Origin of the sequence: Hoeflea sp. BAL378 (assembly GCF_000759435.1) — a bacterium.
Classification (GTDB): domain Bacteria; phylum Pseudomonadota; class Alphaproteobacteria; order Rhizobiales; family Rhizobiaceae; genus Hoeflea.
Map to the genome: position 1 here is coordinate 1 of NZ_JRJG01000064.1, position 16091 is coordinate 16091.

Genomic DNA, 16091 nt, shown 5'->3' on the forward strand with positions numbered 1-16091 from the left:
CCCCCCCCCCGCCGGCTGGCCGTTTTTATCTCCCTTTGACATTCATTGAGCCTGCCCTGTCCCGCCGCGCGCTTCGCGCTGCTCAGGCGGGCTATCCGCGCGATCGGGCGATTGATTAAAATCCGCGCCTTTCCCGCAAACCGACCTTAACCTCCCTCTGCCATCATCGCATGAGCCCGAAAGGGCCGCTTGACGGAATGGAATGGAGACTGGCGATGGGCACGGGCACCGGCCGAAAGCAGGAGCGCCTGCATGACTGGGATTTCTCCAGGGCGCTCTATCTTGTGCTGGGCATTCCGTTCCACGCCGCCGTCGTCTATTCGCTCAGCCATGAATGGTCGGTCAGCTCGCCCGACAAGAGCCAGGCGCTGACCTGGCTGGCCAATTTCCTCCACACCTTCCGCATGCCGGGGTTCTTCATCCTGGCGGGCCTGTTCTCGGTCATGCTGCTCGACCGCCAGGGCGCGGCGCGCTGGCTGCGGAGCCGGCTCGTCCGCCTCGGCCTGCCGCTCCTGTTCGCCACGCTTCTGATCCTGCCGTTCCAGATCGTGGTCCAGTCCGTGGCGCTGGGCGTCGCCGGCGCTCTGCCCTGGGCCGCGGTGCCGGGACACATGGCGCAAGAACTCACCCATTTCGGCGAGCCCTGGATCTCGCACCTGTGGTTCCTCTGGGCGCTGATCGCCTATTGCGTGGCGCTCGCGGCGCTCTACGCGCTTGTGGGCTCGGCAGGGCTGCGCCGGCGGGCCGAAGGTCTCGTCGCCTGGATCGGCGACAACCGCATCCTGTCGCTGTCGGCCTTCGCTGCCATCTGCCAGCTTTGCGCCCAGGCGCAGACGGCGATCGTGGGCGCCAGCCCCTATTACGGCAACGCCGCGATCAACTACAATCTCTACGCGCCCTACTTCTTCTTCGGCGTGGCGCTGTTCTACAGCGGGACGCTGCAGGACCTGCTGCTGAGGCCGGGTCCGGTGATGGGGGGCCTGGGCGTGGGCCTGGTGACGCTGTCGCAGATCCCCCCCTCGGGGCTTGCCGCCCACACGCTCACGGTGATGGCGGGCATCTTCGGCGCGCTGATGATCGTGGGCTTCATCTCCAGTCTCGCCCGGCGGCATTTCAGCCATCCCGACGCCCGCGTCCGCAAGCTGGTCGACGCCTCCTTCACCATCTACCTGTTCCACCACCCGGTGATCTATGTGCTGGCGACGCTGTTCCTGCTGGTCGACCTGCCGCCGGTGGTCGAGTTCCTGGTGATCGCGCCGGCCGCGGGCCTCATCGCCTACGCCATCCATCTGGCGGTCCGCCGCAGCCCGGTGCTCACGCTGATGTTCAACGGCGTGGCTCCCAAGCGCGCCCCCGCCACAGCCCAGTCCCAGCCGCTGGCGCTGTCGACCGACCGGCCCTATCCCTCGAGGGGCTGAGTGGCTCAGCGTTCGTGCGGCGGAATATCCTTGAGCCGCTGCGAAAAGGCCGCCGCATCTTCCGCTGAAAAGGACATCCGCCGCCGGGTCATTGACGGCGGACGTTTGGCGACCGACAGTCCGGGCCGCCATTCGGTGGCGGGCCTTATCGGCCGGGGCGCAAACCCGCCACCACAATTGGGGCATACATTCAACAGGATAGTGTCGACGCAATGGGCGCAGAAGGTGCACTCGAAAGTGCAGATCCGCGCATCGGTCGCATGCGGTGGCAGATCCTTGTCGCAGCATTCGCAGTTGGGTCTGAGTTCCAGCGCCATGACGGATCCTCCGCGGGGGATGGCGGCGGCGGCGTCAGCCGCGGCCGATCACCCGCCCCAGCCGCTTGATGCCCTCGTCGATCATCGCCTCGCTCGCACAGGAAAACGACAACCGGATCGTGTTGGCGCCGGAGCCGTCGGCGAAGAAGGCGCGGCCGGGGACGAAGGCCACGCGTTCGGTCTTCAGGCTTTCGGCCAGAAGGGCTGCGCCGTCGAAGCCCTCGGGCAGGGTGACCCAGACATACATGCCGCCATTCGGCCTCGTCCAGGTCACGCCGTCGGGCATGTGGCGGTCGAGTGCTGCCAGGATGGCGTCGCGTCGCGCGCGGTAGCTGTCGCGGATCTTGGCCAACTGGGCTTCGAAGCCCCGGGAAGCAACGGTGTGGATCGCCATCTGGTTGAGCGTCGCCGAATGCAGGTCCGCCGCCTGCTTGATCAGCACCAGTTTCGAGATCACCGGCTTTGCGGCGCAGACCCAGCCGACGCGCAGGCCCGGCGCGAGCGTCTTGGAGAAGCTGCCGCAGTAGATCGTGCGGCTGGCCTCGATCGAACCCGTGCGGGCGATGTCGAGCGCGAGCAGGGGAGGGATCTCGTCCCCGTCATAGCGCAGCGATTGGTAGGCGGCGTCCTCGATCACGGCGATGTCGAGCTCGGTCGCCAGATCGAGAATGCTCGACCGCGCGCTCTCGCTCAGCGTTTCGCCGGTGGGATTGGCGAAATCAGCCGAGGCATAGGCGAATTTCACGGCGCCGCCTTTTGCCGCGGCGGTCTCGCGGTAGTCGGCCGCCGGACGGTTGGCAAGCGGCGTCAGCCGGTCGTAATTCGGCTCGTAGGCATTGAACGCCTGCAGCGCGCCCAGATAGGTGGGCCAGCCGACCAGCGCGGTGTCGCCCTTGGACAGGAACAGCTTGCCGAGATAGTCGAGCGCCTGCTGCGAGCCCGAGGTGATGACGATGTTGTCGGCGGTGCAGGTCACGCCGAGCGAGGCCATGCGGGTGACCAGCCACTCGCGCAGCGGCCTGTAGCCCTCGCTGACCGAATACTGCAGCGCAGCCCCTTTCGTGTCGCCTGACAGCGCCGCGGTCAGGGCGGCGCCGAATTCCTCGGCCGGAAACAGCGCCGGATCGGGAATGCCGCCGGCGAACGAGATCACGTCGGGCTGGTCGAGCAGCTTGAGCAACTCGCGGATCTCCGACGCCTTCATCCGCTCCGCCCGCGTGGCGAAAAGCGCGGGCCAGTCGAGACCGTGGCCGGCCGCCATCGCTGCGGGCTGCGCTCCATCCTGTTGCATCTGCGTGGACATGTCTTTCTCCCATGGGCGCCGCGACGCCCGATCGAACGCGGTGGTGCGAAGCGCCGGGACGGGATGAATGTTGTGCGCGCCCGCTTGTGAGCTGGTGGGCGCAACAAACATGCGTCTGCGGCAGTCTGGAAGCAAGATTGAGCACGAACGCGAATTTATGTCAACAATGCTGACCTATTATCGGCGGCAGTTTTTTTTCAGTCCGGCTCGAACGTCATGGCGGTGCCGTTCATGCAGTAGCGCAGGCCTGTGGGCGCCGGCCCGTCGGGGAAGACATGGCCCAGATGCGCGTCGCAGTCGGCGCAGCGCACTTCGGTGCGGACCATGAAGAAGGAGCGGTCCCTGTGCTCGCTCACCGCCTCGGGTGCGACGGGCGCGGTGAAGCTCGGCCAGCCGGTGCCGGAGTCGAACTTGGTCTCGGAGCGGAACAGGGCGCGGTCGCAGCACACGCAGCGATAGAGCCCCGCCGCCTTGGTGTCCCAGTTGGGTCCGGTGAAGGCCCGCTCGGTGCCGTGCTTGCGCGTCACCCGGTACTGCTCGGGCGTGAGCAGCGCGCGCCACTCGGCGTCGGTCCTCATCGTTTTCACGGGCTTGTCATCGCTCATGCGCCGGTCTCCTGCGGGACAATCATAGAACAAGCGGGACGGCTGGCAAGCCGGCCGGCGGCCCTGCGGGAGAATCAGGCGGCCCCGGGCCGGCCCGGGGTGCGGCGTAATGTCTCCACCGGGGCGCCGGCACTGGGGCGCAGGCGGGTTTTCGGCTGGAACGAAGTCCGTTTTCCACCAATAATGCAGGGAATTGCCTTGTCCTTGTCGCGCGTGATGACTAAGTGACGGGAACAAAAACCGTGTTAAGCGGTATTTTGAAAGCCGTCCCCGGGGAACTTTGATGAGCGCTGCCGCGCCAGCAACGACTTTACTTGTTCTGATGTTGCCGTTTCTGGCGGCGTTGATTGCCCCATGGATGACCCGTCGCCTGGGTCACAACGCGGCGTGGATTCTGGCGCTCGCGCCGCTCGCGATCTTCATCCATTTCCTGGGCTTTGCCGGCGAGATGGCGGACGGCGGCGTCGTCACCGGCGGCTTCGCCTGGGTTCCCTCCTTCAATGTCAGCTTTTCCTGGCTGATCGACGGATTGTCGCTGACTTTCGCGCTTCTGATCTCGGGCATCGGCGCGCTGATCATCCTCTATTCGGGCGGTTACCTGAAGGGCGACGCGCAACTCGGCCGCTTCTTCTCGTTCATGCTCTTGTTCATGGGGGCGATGCTCGGCGTCGTCGTCTCCGACAGTTTCCTGATGCTGTTCGTCTATTGGGAGCTGACCTCGATCACCTCCTTCCTGCTGATCGGCTTCGACCACACCCGCGAGGCCTCGCGCCGCGCCGCCATCCAGGCGCTGGTGGTCACCGGCGGCGGCGGCCTGGCGTTGCTGGCGGGCCTCCTGGTGATCTGGAACATCACCGGCGTGAGCCAGATCTCGCTGCTGCTCACCTATGGCGACGATCTGCGCGCGAGCCCGTTCTACCTGCTGGCGCTGCTGCTGGTCCTGGGCGGCGCCTTCTCCAAATCGGCGCAGTTCCCGCTGCATTTCTGGTTGCCCAACGCCATGGAGGCGCCGACGCCGGTGTCGGCCTACCTGCATTCGGCCACCATGGTCAAAGCCGGCGTCTATCTGCTGATGCGGCTCAACCCGGTGCTGGGCGACACCGCCTGGTGGGAGACCATTCTGCCGGTGTTCGGCGGAACCACGCTGATCGTCGGCACGCTGCTCGCCATCCGCCAGACCGATCTCAAGCTGATGCTCGCCTACACCACCGTCTCCTCGCTCGGACTCCTGGTGATGCTGACCGGCTTCGGCTCCGAACACGCCATCGCCGCGGCCGTGCTCTATCTGGTGGCGCATTCGCTGTTCAAGGGCGCGCTGTTCATGGTCGCGGGCCTGATCGACCACGAGACCGGCAGCCGCGACATCACCGGGCTCGGCGGCCTGCGCAAGGCGATGCCGATCACCTTCCTGGCGGCCATGGCGGCGGCGATCTCCATGGCCGGCCTGCCGCCCTTCGTGGGCTTCCTCGCCAAGGAGGAGATCTATTACGCGCTCTGGGCCACCGATCCCTGGTCGCTGGCCTTCGTCGCCGTGGCGGTGGTGGGCAACGGGCTGATGTTCGTCATCGGCTTCGCCGTCGCCATCAAACCGTTCTTCGGCGCGAAGGTCGAGACCCCCCAGGTTCCCCACGAGGGCCCGGCGCTGCTGTGGCTCGGCCCGCTGCTGCTCGGCGTGACCGCCCTGGTCTCCGCGATCCTGTCGCCGCTCACCCACCGCTTCATTTCCTCGCCGATGGCCAGCGCGGTCGCCGGACAAGCCGAGACCGTGTCGATCTCGGTGATCCCGCACATGGGCCCGGCGCTGATCCTGTCGCTCGTCACTGTCGCCTTCGGCATCGTCGCCTACCTGATGCACGACCGGCTGCGGGCGGGGATCGCCTGGCTGCTGGCGGCCATCGGCTGGGGCCCCGACCGCGGCTTCGACCAGCTCATCTCCGGCCTGGTGCGGCTGTCGGTCGCCGTCACCCGCCTGGTCCAGCCCGGGCGGCTCGACATCTACATGACCGTGACCTTCCTGATGGTGGCCCTTGCGCTGATCGGGCCGATGGCCTGGTATGGCGAATGGCCGTCGATGCCGGTCTGGCCGGCCGACGCGCAGTTCCATGAACTCGTGGTCATCGCCATCGCCTTCATCGGGCTGCTCGCCGTCATCTATGCGCGCGACCGGCTGACCGCGATCGTCTCGCTCGGCATTCAGGGCTTCGCGGTGGCGCTGATCTTCATGCTGTTCGGCGCGCCCGATCTGTCCTTCACCCAGTTCATGGTCGAAACGCTGGCCGTGGTCATCCTCGCTTTGGTGATGACGCGGCTCAAGTTGACCTCGGCGGACCATCGTCCGACCGGACGCAAGCTCGTCGATCTCACGGTGTCGCTCGCCTGCGGCGGCGGCTTCATGCTGTATCTTCTGGCGGTGACCCAGCAGCCGTTCAACACCGCGCTCAGCGATTTCTTCTCGGCCTATTCCAAGGTCGTCGCCCACGGCGCCAATGTCGTCAACGTCATCATCGTCGACTTCCGCGGCACCGACACGCTGGGCGAGATCGCCGTCGTCATGGTGACCGGCCTCGCCATCCTGTCGCTGATCCGCATCCGCACGCCCCGCGCCGGCGCGATCGCCGACAATGATCCAGACCAGGCCCCCGTGCCGGCCCAGTCAGCGGAGGTCAGATAAGATGCGGACGCTCATCTTCCGCTCGATCGCACCGTTCCTCACCAGTCTGATGGTGCTGTTCTCGATCTTCGTGCTGCTGCGCGGCCACAACGAGCCCGGCGGCGGCTTCATCGGCGGGCTGATCGCCGCCTCGGCGCTGGCCATCTACGGCATTGCCTGCGGCGTCGCCGCGGTCCGCCGCGCCATCCATTTCCATCCCATGGCGATTTCGGCCGTGGGTCTGTTCATGGCAGCCCTGGCAGGGGTGCTCTCGGTGTTCGCCGGCGTGCCCTACATGACCGGGCTGTGGATCTATCCGAGCCTGTTCGGCGTCGAGCTGGCGCTGTCGAGCGTGCTCGTCTTCGACGTCGGGGTCTACCTGGTCGTCGTCGGCGCCATCAGCTCGATCGCGCTCGGGCTCGAAGAAGGAGACCGCGACTGATGGAGCCGCTTTTCGCCATCCTGGTCGGCGCGCTGTTCACCGTCGCCTTCTACCTGTTCCTGTCCAAGCATGTGATCCGCATCCTGATGGGCGCGGCCATCCTCGGCAACGCGGTCAATCTGCTGATCTTCACCGCCGGCCGCGTCACGCGCGAGGTGCCGCCGGTGATCGGCTCGGGGTCCGACGTGCTCGCGGCGGGCGCCGCCAACCCGCTGCCGCAGGCGCTGATCCTGACGGCCATCGTGATTTCATTCTCGTTTTTCGCCTTTCTGCTCGTGCTCGGCTTCCGCGCCTTCCAGAAACTGGAAACCGACCGATCCGACGAGATGCGCCTGGCCGAACCGGTGAGCGATCCTTCGCCGCCTCTGGGCTACTGAGGGACCGACGATGGCTTCGCAAAGCGCCCCCCTTGTCGATCTCTCCGCCGTCTATGTGACGGGTCCGGTCGCGGCCGCCGACTGGCTGGTCGCGGCCCCGGTGGTCTGGTGCATCCTGGTGGGCGCCGTGCTGGTGATGCTGCGCAAGAACACCAGGGTGCAGCCGCTGATCGCCATTCCGGCGCTGGGCGTGCTCGTGCTGATGACGCTGGCGCTGGTGTGGCACGTGATCGCCAACGGCACCGTCACCATGACCATGGGCCGCTGGCTGCCGCCGTTCGGGATCTCCTTCACCGTCGACCTGCTGGGCGCGTTCTTCGCCGCCACCGCCTCCTGCGTGGCGCTCGCGGCGGGGATCTACGGCCGCACCGACGTCGACGATTCGGGCCGCCGCTACGGCTTCTACCCGTTCCTGGTGCTGATCATGGCCGGCATCCTCGGCGCCTTCATGACCGGCGACATCTTCAACCTCTATGTCTGGTTCGAGGTGCTGCTGATCTCCTCCTTCGGCCTGCTGGTGCTGGGCTCGGAGCGCGCGCAGCTCGACGGCGGGGTCAAGTATGCCTTCCTGAACCTGATCGCCACCACGCTGTTCCTGGTCGCCACCGGCTATCTCTACGGCCTGTTCGGCACGCTGAACATGGCCGACATCGCCGTCAAGGCGTCCGAGCTGCGCGGTACGGCGCCGCTGATGACGCTGGTCACCCTGTATTTGCTGGCCTTTGCCATGAAGGCGGCGGCGTTTCCGGTCAATTTCTGGCTGCCCGCCTCCTACCACACGCCGCGGCTGGTGGTCTCGGCGCTGTTCGCAGGCCTGCTCACCAAGGTCGGCATCTACGCGCTGCTCCGGATCCTCGGCATGCTGTTTCCGTTCGAGCGCGAGGCCCTGTCGCTCGTCATCGCCATCGTCGCGGCGCTGACCATGATCCTGGGCGTGGTCGGCGCGCTGGCGCAGAACGACATCCGCCGCGCGCTCGGCTTCCTGGTTATCTCCGGTATCGGCGTGATGATGGCCGGGCTGGCGCTCGGCAGCCCGGCGGGTCTTGCCGGGGCGATCTTCTATGCCGCCCATTCCATGGTGGTGATGACGGCGCTCTATTTCGCCGTGGGCATCGGCGCGCGGCTCGGCGGCGGCTTCGAGCTCACGCGCGCGGGCGGGCTTTACGCAAGGAGCGGACTGATCGCGGCGTTGACGCTGGTGCTGTTCCTCTCGGTCGCCGGCCTGCCGCCGTTCTCCGGCCTCTGGCCCAAGATCATGCTGGTCAAGGCCTCGCTCGATGTCGGCGCCTGGTGGCTGGCGGGCGCGATCCTGGTGACCGGGCTGCTCACCACCATCACCGTCGGCCGGATCTGGGTGCTGGCCTACTGGCGTCCCGCGCCGGGTGAGGCGGGGGAGGCGGCCGCAGCGACCCCGCTGCCGGTCGGCGCCACCGTCGCGCTGGCCGGACTGGTGGCCCTGAGCGTGGCCGCGGGCGTCTGGCCCGAGCCTGTCATGGCCCTGGCCCAGGACGCCGCGCGCGGATTGCTCGATCCGTCCGCCTATGTGCAGTCGGTGTTTCCCGCGGAGGCGTCCCAATGAGCCTGTTCCTGGTCAATGTGCTGCTGGCGCTGGCGTGGTCGGCGGTCACCGGATCCTTCACCTTCCTCAATTTCGCCTTCGGCTTCGTGCTGGCCATCTTCGCGCTGTCGCTGATCCGCGAGCAGGTGGGCTCGATCGGCTATTTCTCCCGCGCCCGGCGGGTGATCTCGCTGTTCCTGCTGTTTCTCTACGAACTGGTGCTGTCGGCCTGGCGCGTGGCGGTGATCGTGCTGTCGCCGCGCATGGACCTCAAGCCCGGCATCTTCGCCTATCCGCTCCGGGTCGACCGCGATTTCGAGATCACCATGCTCGCCAACCTCATCACGCTCACCCCCGGCACCTTGTCTGTGGATGTGTCGGATGACCGCCGCACGCTCTATGTCCACGCCATGGACGCCTCCGATCCCGACGCCACCCGGCGCGACATCGCCGAAGGCTTCGAGCGCAAGATCATGGAGGCGTTCCGGTGATCAGCGTCGCAAGCCTCTTCGACTACGCCGTGATGATTGCGCTGGGCAGCCTCTGCCTGTCGTTCCTGATCACCATCTACCGCATCGTCAAGGGACCGACCCTGCCGGACCGGATCCTGGGGCTGGACATGCTGGTGGCGATCGCCATCGGCTTCATCGCCGTGATCGGCATCAAGACCGGCTATGCGCTCTATGTCGACGTGGCCATCGCGCTCGGCCTGGTGGGCTTTCTCGCCACCGTCGCCTTCGCCCGCTTCGTCATGTCGCGCGGCAAGACCGAGGAGGACATCCTCACCGAAGTCCGCCAGGCCGCCGCCGACGCCCGCCGCGAAGCCCGCACCGCGACCAAGGCCGCGTCGAAGGCCGCCGCCCGGCCGGGACCGGCCGCCGGCGCAACCGGGGGAGAGCCGCGCCATGACTGAAATCCTGACGCTGATTTCCGCGCTTCTGCTGCTGATCGGATCGGTCTTCACCCTGATCGCAGCGATCGGGCTGCTGCGCCTGCCCGATCTTTACACCCGCATCCACGCCGCCTCCAAGGCCGGCACCATGGGCTCCTGCCTGGCGCTGATTGCGCTCGCCATTCACGCCCACGACTTCGGCACCATGTCGCGGGCGCTGGCCGGCGTGGTGTTCTTCCTGCTGACCGCGCCGGTGTCCTCGCATCTTCTCGCCAAGGCCGCCTATGCGGTCGGCTACCGGCTGCATTCGTCTTCGGTCCGGGACGAAATGGCTCCTGAAGACGATAAATAGTAAAATGTCGAACAAGACATTTCTATTATGCAACTTAAGAATTCATTCCGATCAGGATTACGCGCGTAAATTATAGACCGGTAATATCTTTTGATATGTTTTATTAATTCGCCGGTCATGTTATAAGAATTAGTACTTGTGAAACCTTGGGATTCCGGTAAACCAATTCTCGCAGCTTGCCGCGCGGAACGTGGGTTCTTTTGTAACCAGTTTCTTCTGCAACCATGCCAGGCTGTTTGATTGAAAAGTTAGGACCAGACTATGACAGAAGCACACAAAGACAATGGCGCCGATCTGTTGATCGAACTGACCGCCGAAATTGTTGCGGCCTATGTAAGCAACAATTCTGTTGCCGCGAATGATCTTCCGAGCGTGATTTCCCAGGTGCACATGGCGCTTGGCGGGGCGACAACCCCGATGGAAGAAATCGTCGAAAAGCCCAAGCCGGCAGTTTCGGTGCGCCGTTCCATCCAGAACGACTACCTGATCTGCCTGGAAGACGGCCAGAAGTTCAAGTCGCTCAAACGCCACCTGATGACCCATTACGGACTGACTCCCGAGCAGTACCGTGAGAAATGGGAACTGCCGGCCGACTATCCGATGGTTGCGCCTGCCTATGCCGAGGCGCGCTCGCGTCTGGCAAAGGAAATGGGCCTGGGCCAGAAGCGCAAGCGCGGCGCCAAGTAAGTCGCAGTCGGGACTTCCAGACATCGTCCGGGGTCGGTCGTCAACCCAGACCCGGCGGTTCCACGCAAGCCCGGCGCGCACAGTTGCGGCCTGATCCGATCATGGCCGCAAGACCTGAAACAACCGTGGCTCCGGCCACGGTTTTTTTGTGCCCGGATCGTCCTAGCCCCGCCGGGACCGCCGGCCGCCGTCCCGGCCGAGCGCCCTGCCGCCGCGGATGGGCGCAAAGCGTGAGGAAAAAATTCCTTGTAAAAACGGGGAGTTTCATTGAAAACGCTGAAAAAACAACGATAGGATGCAGCCGATGGGTGGCTGCACGTCCCCGTGATCTGCATATCATGTAAGAAAATATTCCTATAAACGGAGATTTTCATCATGGCGGATCACCACGGACATTCTGGCGCCCCGGGCCACGACACCCCTCGGCGCCCTTACTGCGCGGCCCCGGCGCCGGCCCGCGCCAATGCCTTCACCGGCACGGCAGCCTCGAGCGAGAGCGATGTGGCGCTCGCGGCGATCGCCGACATGGTCGGGCTGATCTGCGCGGCCGGCGCAGGCGACGGGCCGGGCAGGGCGGAGCGTCCCGGGCGCGCGCCCCGCCGCGGCGGTGCTGCCGGGAGCCGGGCGCATCCCGTCGATGTGCTCCGGTGCCGTATCGTCTGGCGGTTGATGGCGGAACTGTCCGCCATGGCGGGCGAGCGCGATCTGCCCGGTGCCGTGGCGGGCCGCAGGCGGGGATGCCATGTGCGCCAGATCGCCATCTATCTCTCCCACGTGGTCCTGTCGGTTCCCTACCGGACCATAGCCGTGGCGTTTGGCCGCGACCGCACCACCGTCGTCCACGCCTGCGCGGTGGTGGAGGACCGCCGCGACGACGTCGGCTACGACCGGTTTGTCGAGCGCTGCGAGCGCTGCATCGAGGCGGTCTTCGCGCCGTTCGGGGGTGATCATGCCGGGCTCTGAGGCGCGCGGGTCGCGCAAGGCGCTGGCGGCGCTGCTGCGCTTTGTCTCCCGCGACGCCGCCTGCGGTCCGCGGTCGCCGGCCCGGTCAGGCCGAATCACGCTCGCGCGAACCGACGGATCGAGCCTGACGGTCGACGCCGGGCTGCTCGCGGCGGCTCTCGGGCGCGGATTGGTGACGGACAAAGTGTCGCAGGCGGGCGCGGGCGGGGCGCGTGTCTATGCGGCGACGCCCGAAGGCCGGGCGGCGCTCCGGCGCTGGCTGTGCGACCCCGACAGCGCCTTTCAGGACCAGCACCGGACACTGGCGGCGGCGTCCGATCCGGAGCAAGGGCAAATGAGCGTCAATCTCAGCGAATCGCCGCTTGCCGCGCTGGCGCGGATCAGGACCAGGGACGGCGCCCTGTACCTCGATCCGGCCCAGGTCGAAGCCGGCGAGCGGCTGAGGGCGGATTTCACCCGCGGACAGATGCTGCCCTCGCTCGGCCAGCGCTGGGAGCCGGTGCGAACCCCGCGCCAGCCGGGCGCGGCCGGCGGCGGCGAGATCACCGATGCGGCGCTGTCGGCGCGGCTCAGGGTCGACGCGGCGCTCGACGATGTCGGCCCGGAGCTGGCCGGCGTGCTCGTCGATGTGTGCTGTTTCCTCAAGGGGCTCGGCGATATCGAGCGCGAGCGGCAATGGCCGGCCCGCGCGGCCAAGCTGATGCTGCGCACCGCGCTCGCGGCGCTCGCTCGGCACTACGATGCGCCGCGCCGGCCCCGCGTCAGCCGGCCGCCCGCGCCGCCGCCGCATGCGCCTTGATGCGCATCACCATGGATCTCAGTCCGTTTGCGCGCTGCGGCGACAGGTGCTCGCCGAGCCCCAGCCGCGCCATCAGTTCCGCCTCGTCGAGGCTTTCGACCGCGGAGGCCTTCTCGCCCGATGTCGCCGCCAGCACGATCGCCACCAGGCCGCGGACGATATGGGCGTCGGAATCGCCGCGGAAGATCATCACCGGATCGCCCGGCTCGCCCGGCTCGGTCTCGGCCACCAGCCAGACCTGGCTGGCACAGCCCTTCACCTTGTTGGCGTCGGTGTGCTCGGCTTCGGGCATCTCGGGCAGCGCCTTGCCGATCTCGATGAGATAGCGGTAGCGGTCTTCCCAGTCGTCCAGATATTCGAAATCGTCGAAGATGGTTTGCAGCTTGCTCATGCGCGGGTCCTGTGCCTGACCGGTCATATAGGCCAATTTGCCCGCAAGTGCACCCCGCGGCTGAGCAATTCCGGGCCGGAGGCGGAAGGCCTGGTCAAAAAAAAGCGCCACCGGGAGGAAGGGCAGGTCCCGGTGGCGGCGCGTGAGGTGCGGCTTGAGGTGGCAGTCCTGTGCATCATGCCTGCGGCGGCGGACGCTTTGATCGCGGCACCCGTGAAGCGAGGGTGCAGCCCGATCGGGTGGCGTCCGGACCCTGATGGGCGCGGACCCTAGCGGGTCTGCTGCAGCGACCCGGTGACGAGTTCGGCGTCGCCGCCCGCGAGTTCGGCGTTGTCGCCGGCGAATTGGGAATCGAGGAACTGGTAGGCGATGCGCGCGCCTTCCCTGGCGCGGATGCCGAGCGCGGCGAAGGTCTCGCTGCCGGTCTCGCAGACCTCCGGATTGCGCACGCAGATCTGCTTGATGTCCTCAAAGGCCGCCACGGCGGCGGCGACGCTCTGGCCGACTTCCAGCGGCGGCGCGGTGTCGAGCGCCTCTTTCGAATTGGTGTCGAGGAACGGCAGCGCGATCAGCACCAGCGCGAACCAGAAACTTCCCTTGATCAGAAACCACATGAGAAAGCCCTTCCTGTTGCCCGCCATCTTTGGACGGGGTTGCCCGGGTTGTCCCGAACTTGACCGGGATCATGATCGACAATGTTCAAGGCCGATTTGAAGCGGAGGCGATGTTTTGAGCCAAATTTGCCGAAAATTTTAGCGATACCCCGGAATCGTGCCATTTCGGGGCGGATCGGCCGCGCCGGGCCATCTCGGGGCGCCCGTTACAGATCGCCGAAGCCTGTCTAAACCGCCGATTCGCCAAGTTTCTGCGGGGAGGGCGAAGTCCTGTACACGCCCGGAAAGCCCGCATTAACCATGTTCCCCAAAGCCGGCTTTTCACCTGCGCAGGCGGTCCGAATCGCCGGCTTTCGGCCCCCGCGCGGCCCCCGGCTTATCCTTTCCTTAAGTCGGCGCTGGCAGGATCGGCCAACAGAAAAAGACTGCGGCGTGTCTGGATTCGGCAGTGACAAAATTGGATTTCTTCATCGACAGAGTGAAACTCGCCGGACGGCAGACCGCCGAATCCTGGCTGGGTCAGCCCGTGTCCGGAGAGCGTGACGCCGAGGCCCGCCACGCCTCCCGCGTCACCGCCATGACCGCCTGTCTGTCGAGCGCCATCCTCACCCCGGTGATCGCCGTTCCCGTGCTTCTGACCGCGTTTTCCTGGCCTCAGGCCATCGCCGGCGCGCTGACGGCGGCGGCCATGCCGATCGCCATCGCCGGGGTGCTCGCCTCCACCGGATCGCCCGCCATCGCCGGCCGCCTGGCGGTGTTCGCGACGGCCTTTGCGCTCGGCGCCCTGGCCTTGCTGAGCGGCGGCCTGGCCTCGCCGTTCCTGCCGCTGCTGGCGCTCATTCCGCTCGAGGCGGCGATCCAGTCGCGGCGCCTGTCCGGGCTTGGCATCGGCGCGCTCGACGCGGTCACGGCGCTGCTGGGCGTGGCGGCGCTCGGCGCTTTCCTGCCCGCTTATCCGGCGCCCGACGGCGCGCTTTTCGCCACCGGCCTGTCATTCGCTCTCTATGCGCTGGTGCGCGGCCTCGCCGCCTGCCTCGAAACGGCACAGGCCCCCGAGCCGGCCGCGGTCGAGCAGGGCGAGCCCGCCGCAGCCGCCGACGGCGCTGCCGCCATCGACCTCTTCGACGCCCTTCCGGGCCTTGTCACCCGCCATGATTCCCGCGGCGAGGTGATCGCCGTCGCCGGCGCCGACCGGGCCGGCTTCACCGGCCGCATCGGCGACCTCACCGGCAAGGGCTACGTCAACCGCATCCATGTCGCCGACCGGATCGCCTTCCTCGACGCCTTCGACCGGCTGCGCCGCGGCGAGGCCCGCCAGCAGGTCGAGATCCGCTTCGACAGCATCGGCGCGAGCGCGCAATTCGTCCACGCCGCCGTCTGGCTCTGCGCCGAGCTCGGACCCGACGGCCGGCTCATGAGCGTGCTGGCGCAGACCCGCGACATCTCGGCCGACGTCGAGGGCCGGCTCAGGACCGATGCGCTGATCGAGGAGGCGGAGACCGCCAACGCCGCCAAGACGCGGTTCCTCGCCGCCGTCAGCCACGAGCTGCGCACGCCGCTCAACGCCATCATCGGCTTCTCCGACATTCTCGCGCGCGAATATTTCGGCGCCTTCGAGAACGACCGGCAGCGCGAATATGTGGGCCTCATCCACCAGTCGGGCGAGCACCTCCTGTCGCTGGTCAACACCATGCTCGACATGTCCAAGATCGAATCGGGCCGCTACGAGGTCTTCGTCGAGCCCTTCGCGGTGGGCGAGGTGATCGACAGTTGCGACGCCATGCTGCGGCTGCAGGCATCCAACCGCGGCGTCACGCTCACCCGCCGGCTGGCGCGCGGCGTGGGCGAGATCACGGCCGACCGGCGCGCCCTGCACCAGATCCTGATCAATCTGGTCGGCAACGCCATCAAGTTCACCGAGCCCGGCGGCGTCGTCAATGTTGACGCAGCGGTGAGCGGCGGCCGCTTCCTGCTCACCGTCAGCGACACCGGAATCGGCATTCCCGCCGAGAAGCTCGCCCGCATCGGCGAACCCTTCGTCCAGGCGCAGAACGGGCTGGCGCGCCAATACGAGGGCACCGGGCTCGGCCTGTCGCTGGTCAAGGGCCTGGTCGACCTGCATGGCGGCGTCTTCCGCATCGACAGCACCGAAGGCCAGGGCACGGTGGTGAGCATCGATCTGCCCGCCGACGGATCGGGCGCCAACCGCGAGGCCTCGGAGCCGGGCCAGGCGGAAGCCATCGCCTTCCCGCCGGTCCTGCCGAGGCCCTTGAGAAAAGAACTGAACCACAGGATTGAAGACCATGTCGAGACAGCGCTCAGCGCCTGAGATGTTTGAGGACGAACCCGGCCCCGGCCGCGGCCTCCTGCGACTGCTGGGCACGCTGGTGGCGGAGCATCCGTCGCTGGCCGGCGGCTCCGTCGCCTTCAGCGTCATCTTCGGTTTCGTCGCCGCCAACGCGCTGTGGCACCAGCCGGGCCAGCATCCCGCACCGATCCTCAAGACCCGCGAGGTCGCAGCACCGCAGACGCCCGTCACCTCGGCGAAGCCGCGATCGGCCGTGCCCCTGGCCGACGGCGTTCCGGCCCGCACCGTCACCACCTTCCGCATCGAGCGCAGCGACGAAACGCCGACAGCCTCGATTCCCGTGCCTGTCGACGCCCCGGTCGCAGCCCCCGTCAGCGTGGCCGCCAGGCCCGCCGCCGACCCGGTGCTGAGCCGG

Annotated in this window: 17 protein-coding genes and 1 pseudogene; 13 read left to right on the plus strand and 5 right to left on the minus strand. The window is 67.0% G+C overall.

Going from position 1 to position 16091, the window contains the following annotated elements; all coding sequences use genetic code 11:
* The first annotated feature begins 215 nt into the window (after positions 1-215).
* Positions 216-1418 (plus strand): acyltransferase family protein, encoded by a 1203-nt coding sequence (locus tag LL06_RS14530; protein WP_035528230.1) that lies wholly within the window; start codon positions 216-218, stop codon positions 1416-1418.
* Between the two features lie 5 nt (positions 1419-1423).
* On the opposite strand, the gene LL06_RS26895 is transcribed toward LL06_RS14530, so the two are convergent.
* The 3 genes from LL06_RS26895 to msrB all read right to left on the minus strand — a co-directional run bounded on the left by LL06_RS26895 (position 1424) and on the right by msrB (position 3643).
* Entirely contained in the window at positions 1424-1735 is a 312-nt protein-coding gene (locus tag LL06_RS26895; protein WP_081963983.1) for a DUF1272 domain-containing protein, read from the minus strand.
* A gap of 34 nt (positions 1736-1769) precedes the next feature.
* The gene (locus LL06_RS14535) at positions 1770-2996 is read right to left on the minus strand and encodes a PLP-dependent aminotransferase family protein (RefSeq protein ID WP_035528250.1); all 1227 of its coding nucleotides are present in this window, start codon (positions 2994-2996) and stop codon (positions 1770-1772) included.
* Positions 2997-3235: 239 nt separating this feature from the next.
* Positions 3236-3643: a peptide-methionine (R)-S-oxide reductase MsrB gene (msrB, locus tag LL06_RS14540; protein ID WP_035528232.1), complete on the minus strand. Its 408-nt coding sequence runs from the start codon at positions 3641-3643 to the stop codon at positions 3236-3238.
* Between the two features lie 283 nt (positions 3644-3926).
* On the opposite strand from msrB, the gene LL06_RS14545 reads away from it, so the two are divergent.
* The 10 genes from LL06_RS14545 to LL06_RS14590 all read left to right on the plus strand — a co-directional run bounded on the left by LL06_RS14545 (position 3927) and on the right by LL06_RS14590 (position 12363).
* Entirely contained in the window at positions 3927-6314 is a 2388-nt protein-coding gene (locus tag LL06_RS14545; RefSeq protein ID WP_052161588.1) for a putative monovalent cation/H+ antiporter subunit A, read from the plus strand.
* A 1-nt stretch (position 6315) separates the two neighbouring features.
* Positions 6316-6735, plus strand: coding sequence for a Na(+)/H(+) antiporter subunit B (locus LL06_RS14550; RefSeq protein WP_035528234.1), 420 nt, complete (start codon positions 6316-6318; stop codon positions 6733-6735).
* Entirely contained in the window at positions 6735-7112 is a 378-nt protein-coding gene (locus LL06_RS14555) for a Na+/H+ antiporter subunit C (RefSeq protein WP_035528236.1), read from the plus strand. The genes LL06_RS14550 and LL06_RS14555 overlap by 1 nt, the downstream gene beginning before the upstream one ends.
* Positions 7113-7122: 10 nt before the next feature.
* Positions 7123-8691 carry a Na+/H+ antiporter subunit D gene (locus tag LL06_RS14560; RefSeq protein ID WP_035528238.1) on the plus strand — a complete coding sequence of 523 codons (1569 nt, stop codon included), beginning with the start codon at positions 7123-7125 and terminating at the stop codon, positions 8689-8691.
* Complete coding sequence (locus tag LL06_RS14565; protein WP_035528240.1) at positions 8688-9161, plus strand: Na+/H+ antiporter subunit E; 474 nt, start codon at positions 8688-8690, stop codon at positions 9159-9161. The genes LL06_RS14560 and LL06_RS14565 overlap by 4 nt, the downstream gene beginning before the upstream one ends.
* Positions 9161-9583 carry a cation:proton antiporter gene (locus LL06_RS14570; RefSeq protein ID WP_081963985.1) on the plus strand — a complete coding sequence of 141 codons (423 nt, stop codon included), beginning with the start codon at positions 9161-9163 and terminating at the stop codon, positions 9581-9583. Before LL06_RS14565 ends, LL06_RS14570 begins: the two co-directional genes overlap by 1 nt.
* Positions 9576-9914 carry a monovalent cation/H(+) antiporter subunit G gene (gene mnhG, locus LL06_RS14575; protein WP_035528242.1) on the plus strand — a complete coding sequence of 113 codons (339 nt, stop codon included), beginning with the start codon at positions 9576-9578 and terminating at the stop codon, positions 9912-9914. Before LL06_RS14570 ends, mnhG begins: the two co-directional genes overlap by 8 nt.
* Before the next feature lie 261 nt (positions 9915-10175).
* Positions 10176-10601 carry a MucR family transcriptional regulator gene (locus LL06_RS14580; RefSeq protein WP_035528245.1) on the plus strand — a complete coding sequence of 142 codons (426 nt, stop codon included), beginning with the start codon at positions 10176-10178 and terminating at the stop codon, positions 10599-10601.
* 375 nt (positions 10602-10976) lie between these two features.
* The gene (locus LL06_RS28255; protein WP_244447141.1) at positions 10977-11564 is read left to right on the plus strand and encodes a helix-turn-helix domain-containing protein; all 588 of its coding nucleotides are present in this window, start codon (positions 10977-10979) and stop codon (positions 11562-11564) included.
* Positions 11551-12363 (plus strand): DUF6456 domain-containing protein, encoded by an 813-nt coding sequence (locus LL06_RS14590; protein WP_052161589.1) that lies wholly within the window; start codon positions 11551-11553, stop codon positions 12361-12363. The genes LL06_RS28255 and LL06_RS14590 overlap by 14 nt, the downstream gene beginning before the upstream one ends.
* Here the strand turns inward: LL06_RS14590 and LL06_RS14595 are convergent.
* Positions 12326-12754, minus strand: coding sequence for a SufE family protein (locus LL06_RS14595; protein ID WP_035528247.1), 429 nt, complete (start codon positions 12752-12754; stop codon positions 12326-12328). The two genes, LL06_RS14590 and LL06_RS14595, sit on opposite strands and share 38 nt — an antisense overlap.
* 269 nt (positions 12755-13023) lie before the next feature.
* The gene (locus tag LL06_RS14600; protein WP_152599625.1) at positions 13024-13368 is read right to left on the minus strand and encodes a DUF5330 domain-containing protein; all 345 of its coding nucleotides are present in this window, start codon (positions 13366-13368) and stop codon (positions 13024-13026) included.
* 448 nt (positions 13369-13816) lie between these two features.
* Between LL06_RS14600 and LL06_RS26425 the strand changes: the two genes are divergently transcribed.
* Together LL06_RS26425 and LL06_RS14610 are read left to right on the plus strand one after the other, a co-directional pair.
* Positions 13817-15697, plus strand: coding sequence for a PAS domain-containing sensor histidine kinase (locus tag LL06_RS26425; RefSeq protein WP_244447142.1), 1881 nt, complete (start codon positions 13817-13819; stop codon positions 15695-15697).
* Between the two features lies 1 nt (position 15698).
* A pseudogene (locus tag LL06_RS14610) lies at positions 15699-16091 on the plus strand (hypothetical protein); the annotation flags it as partial.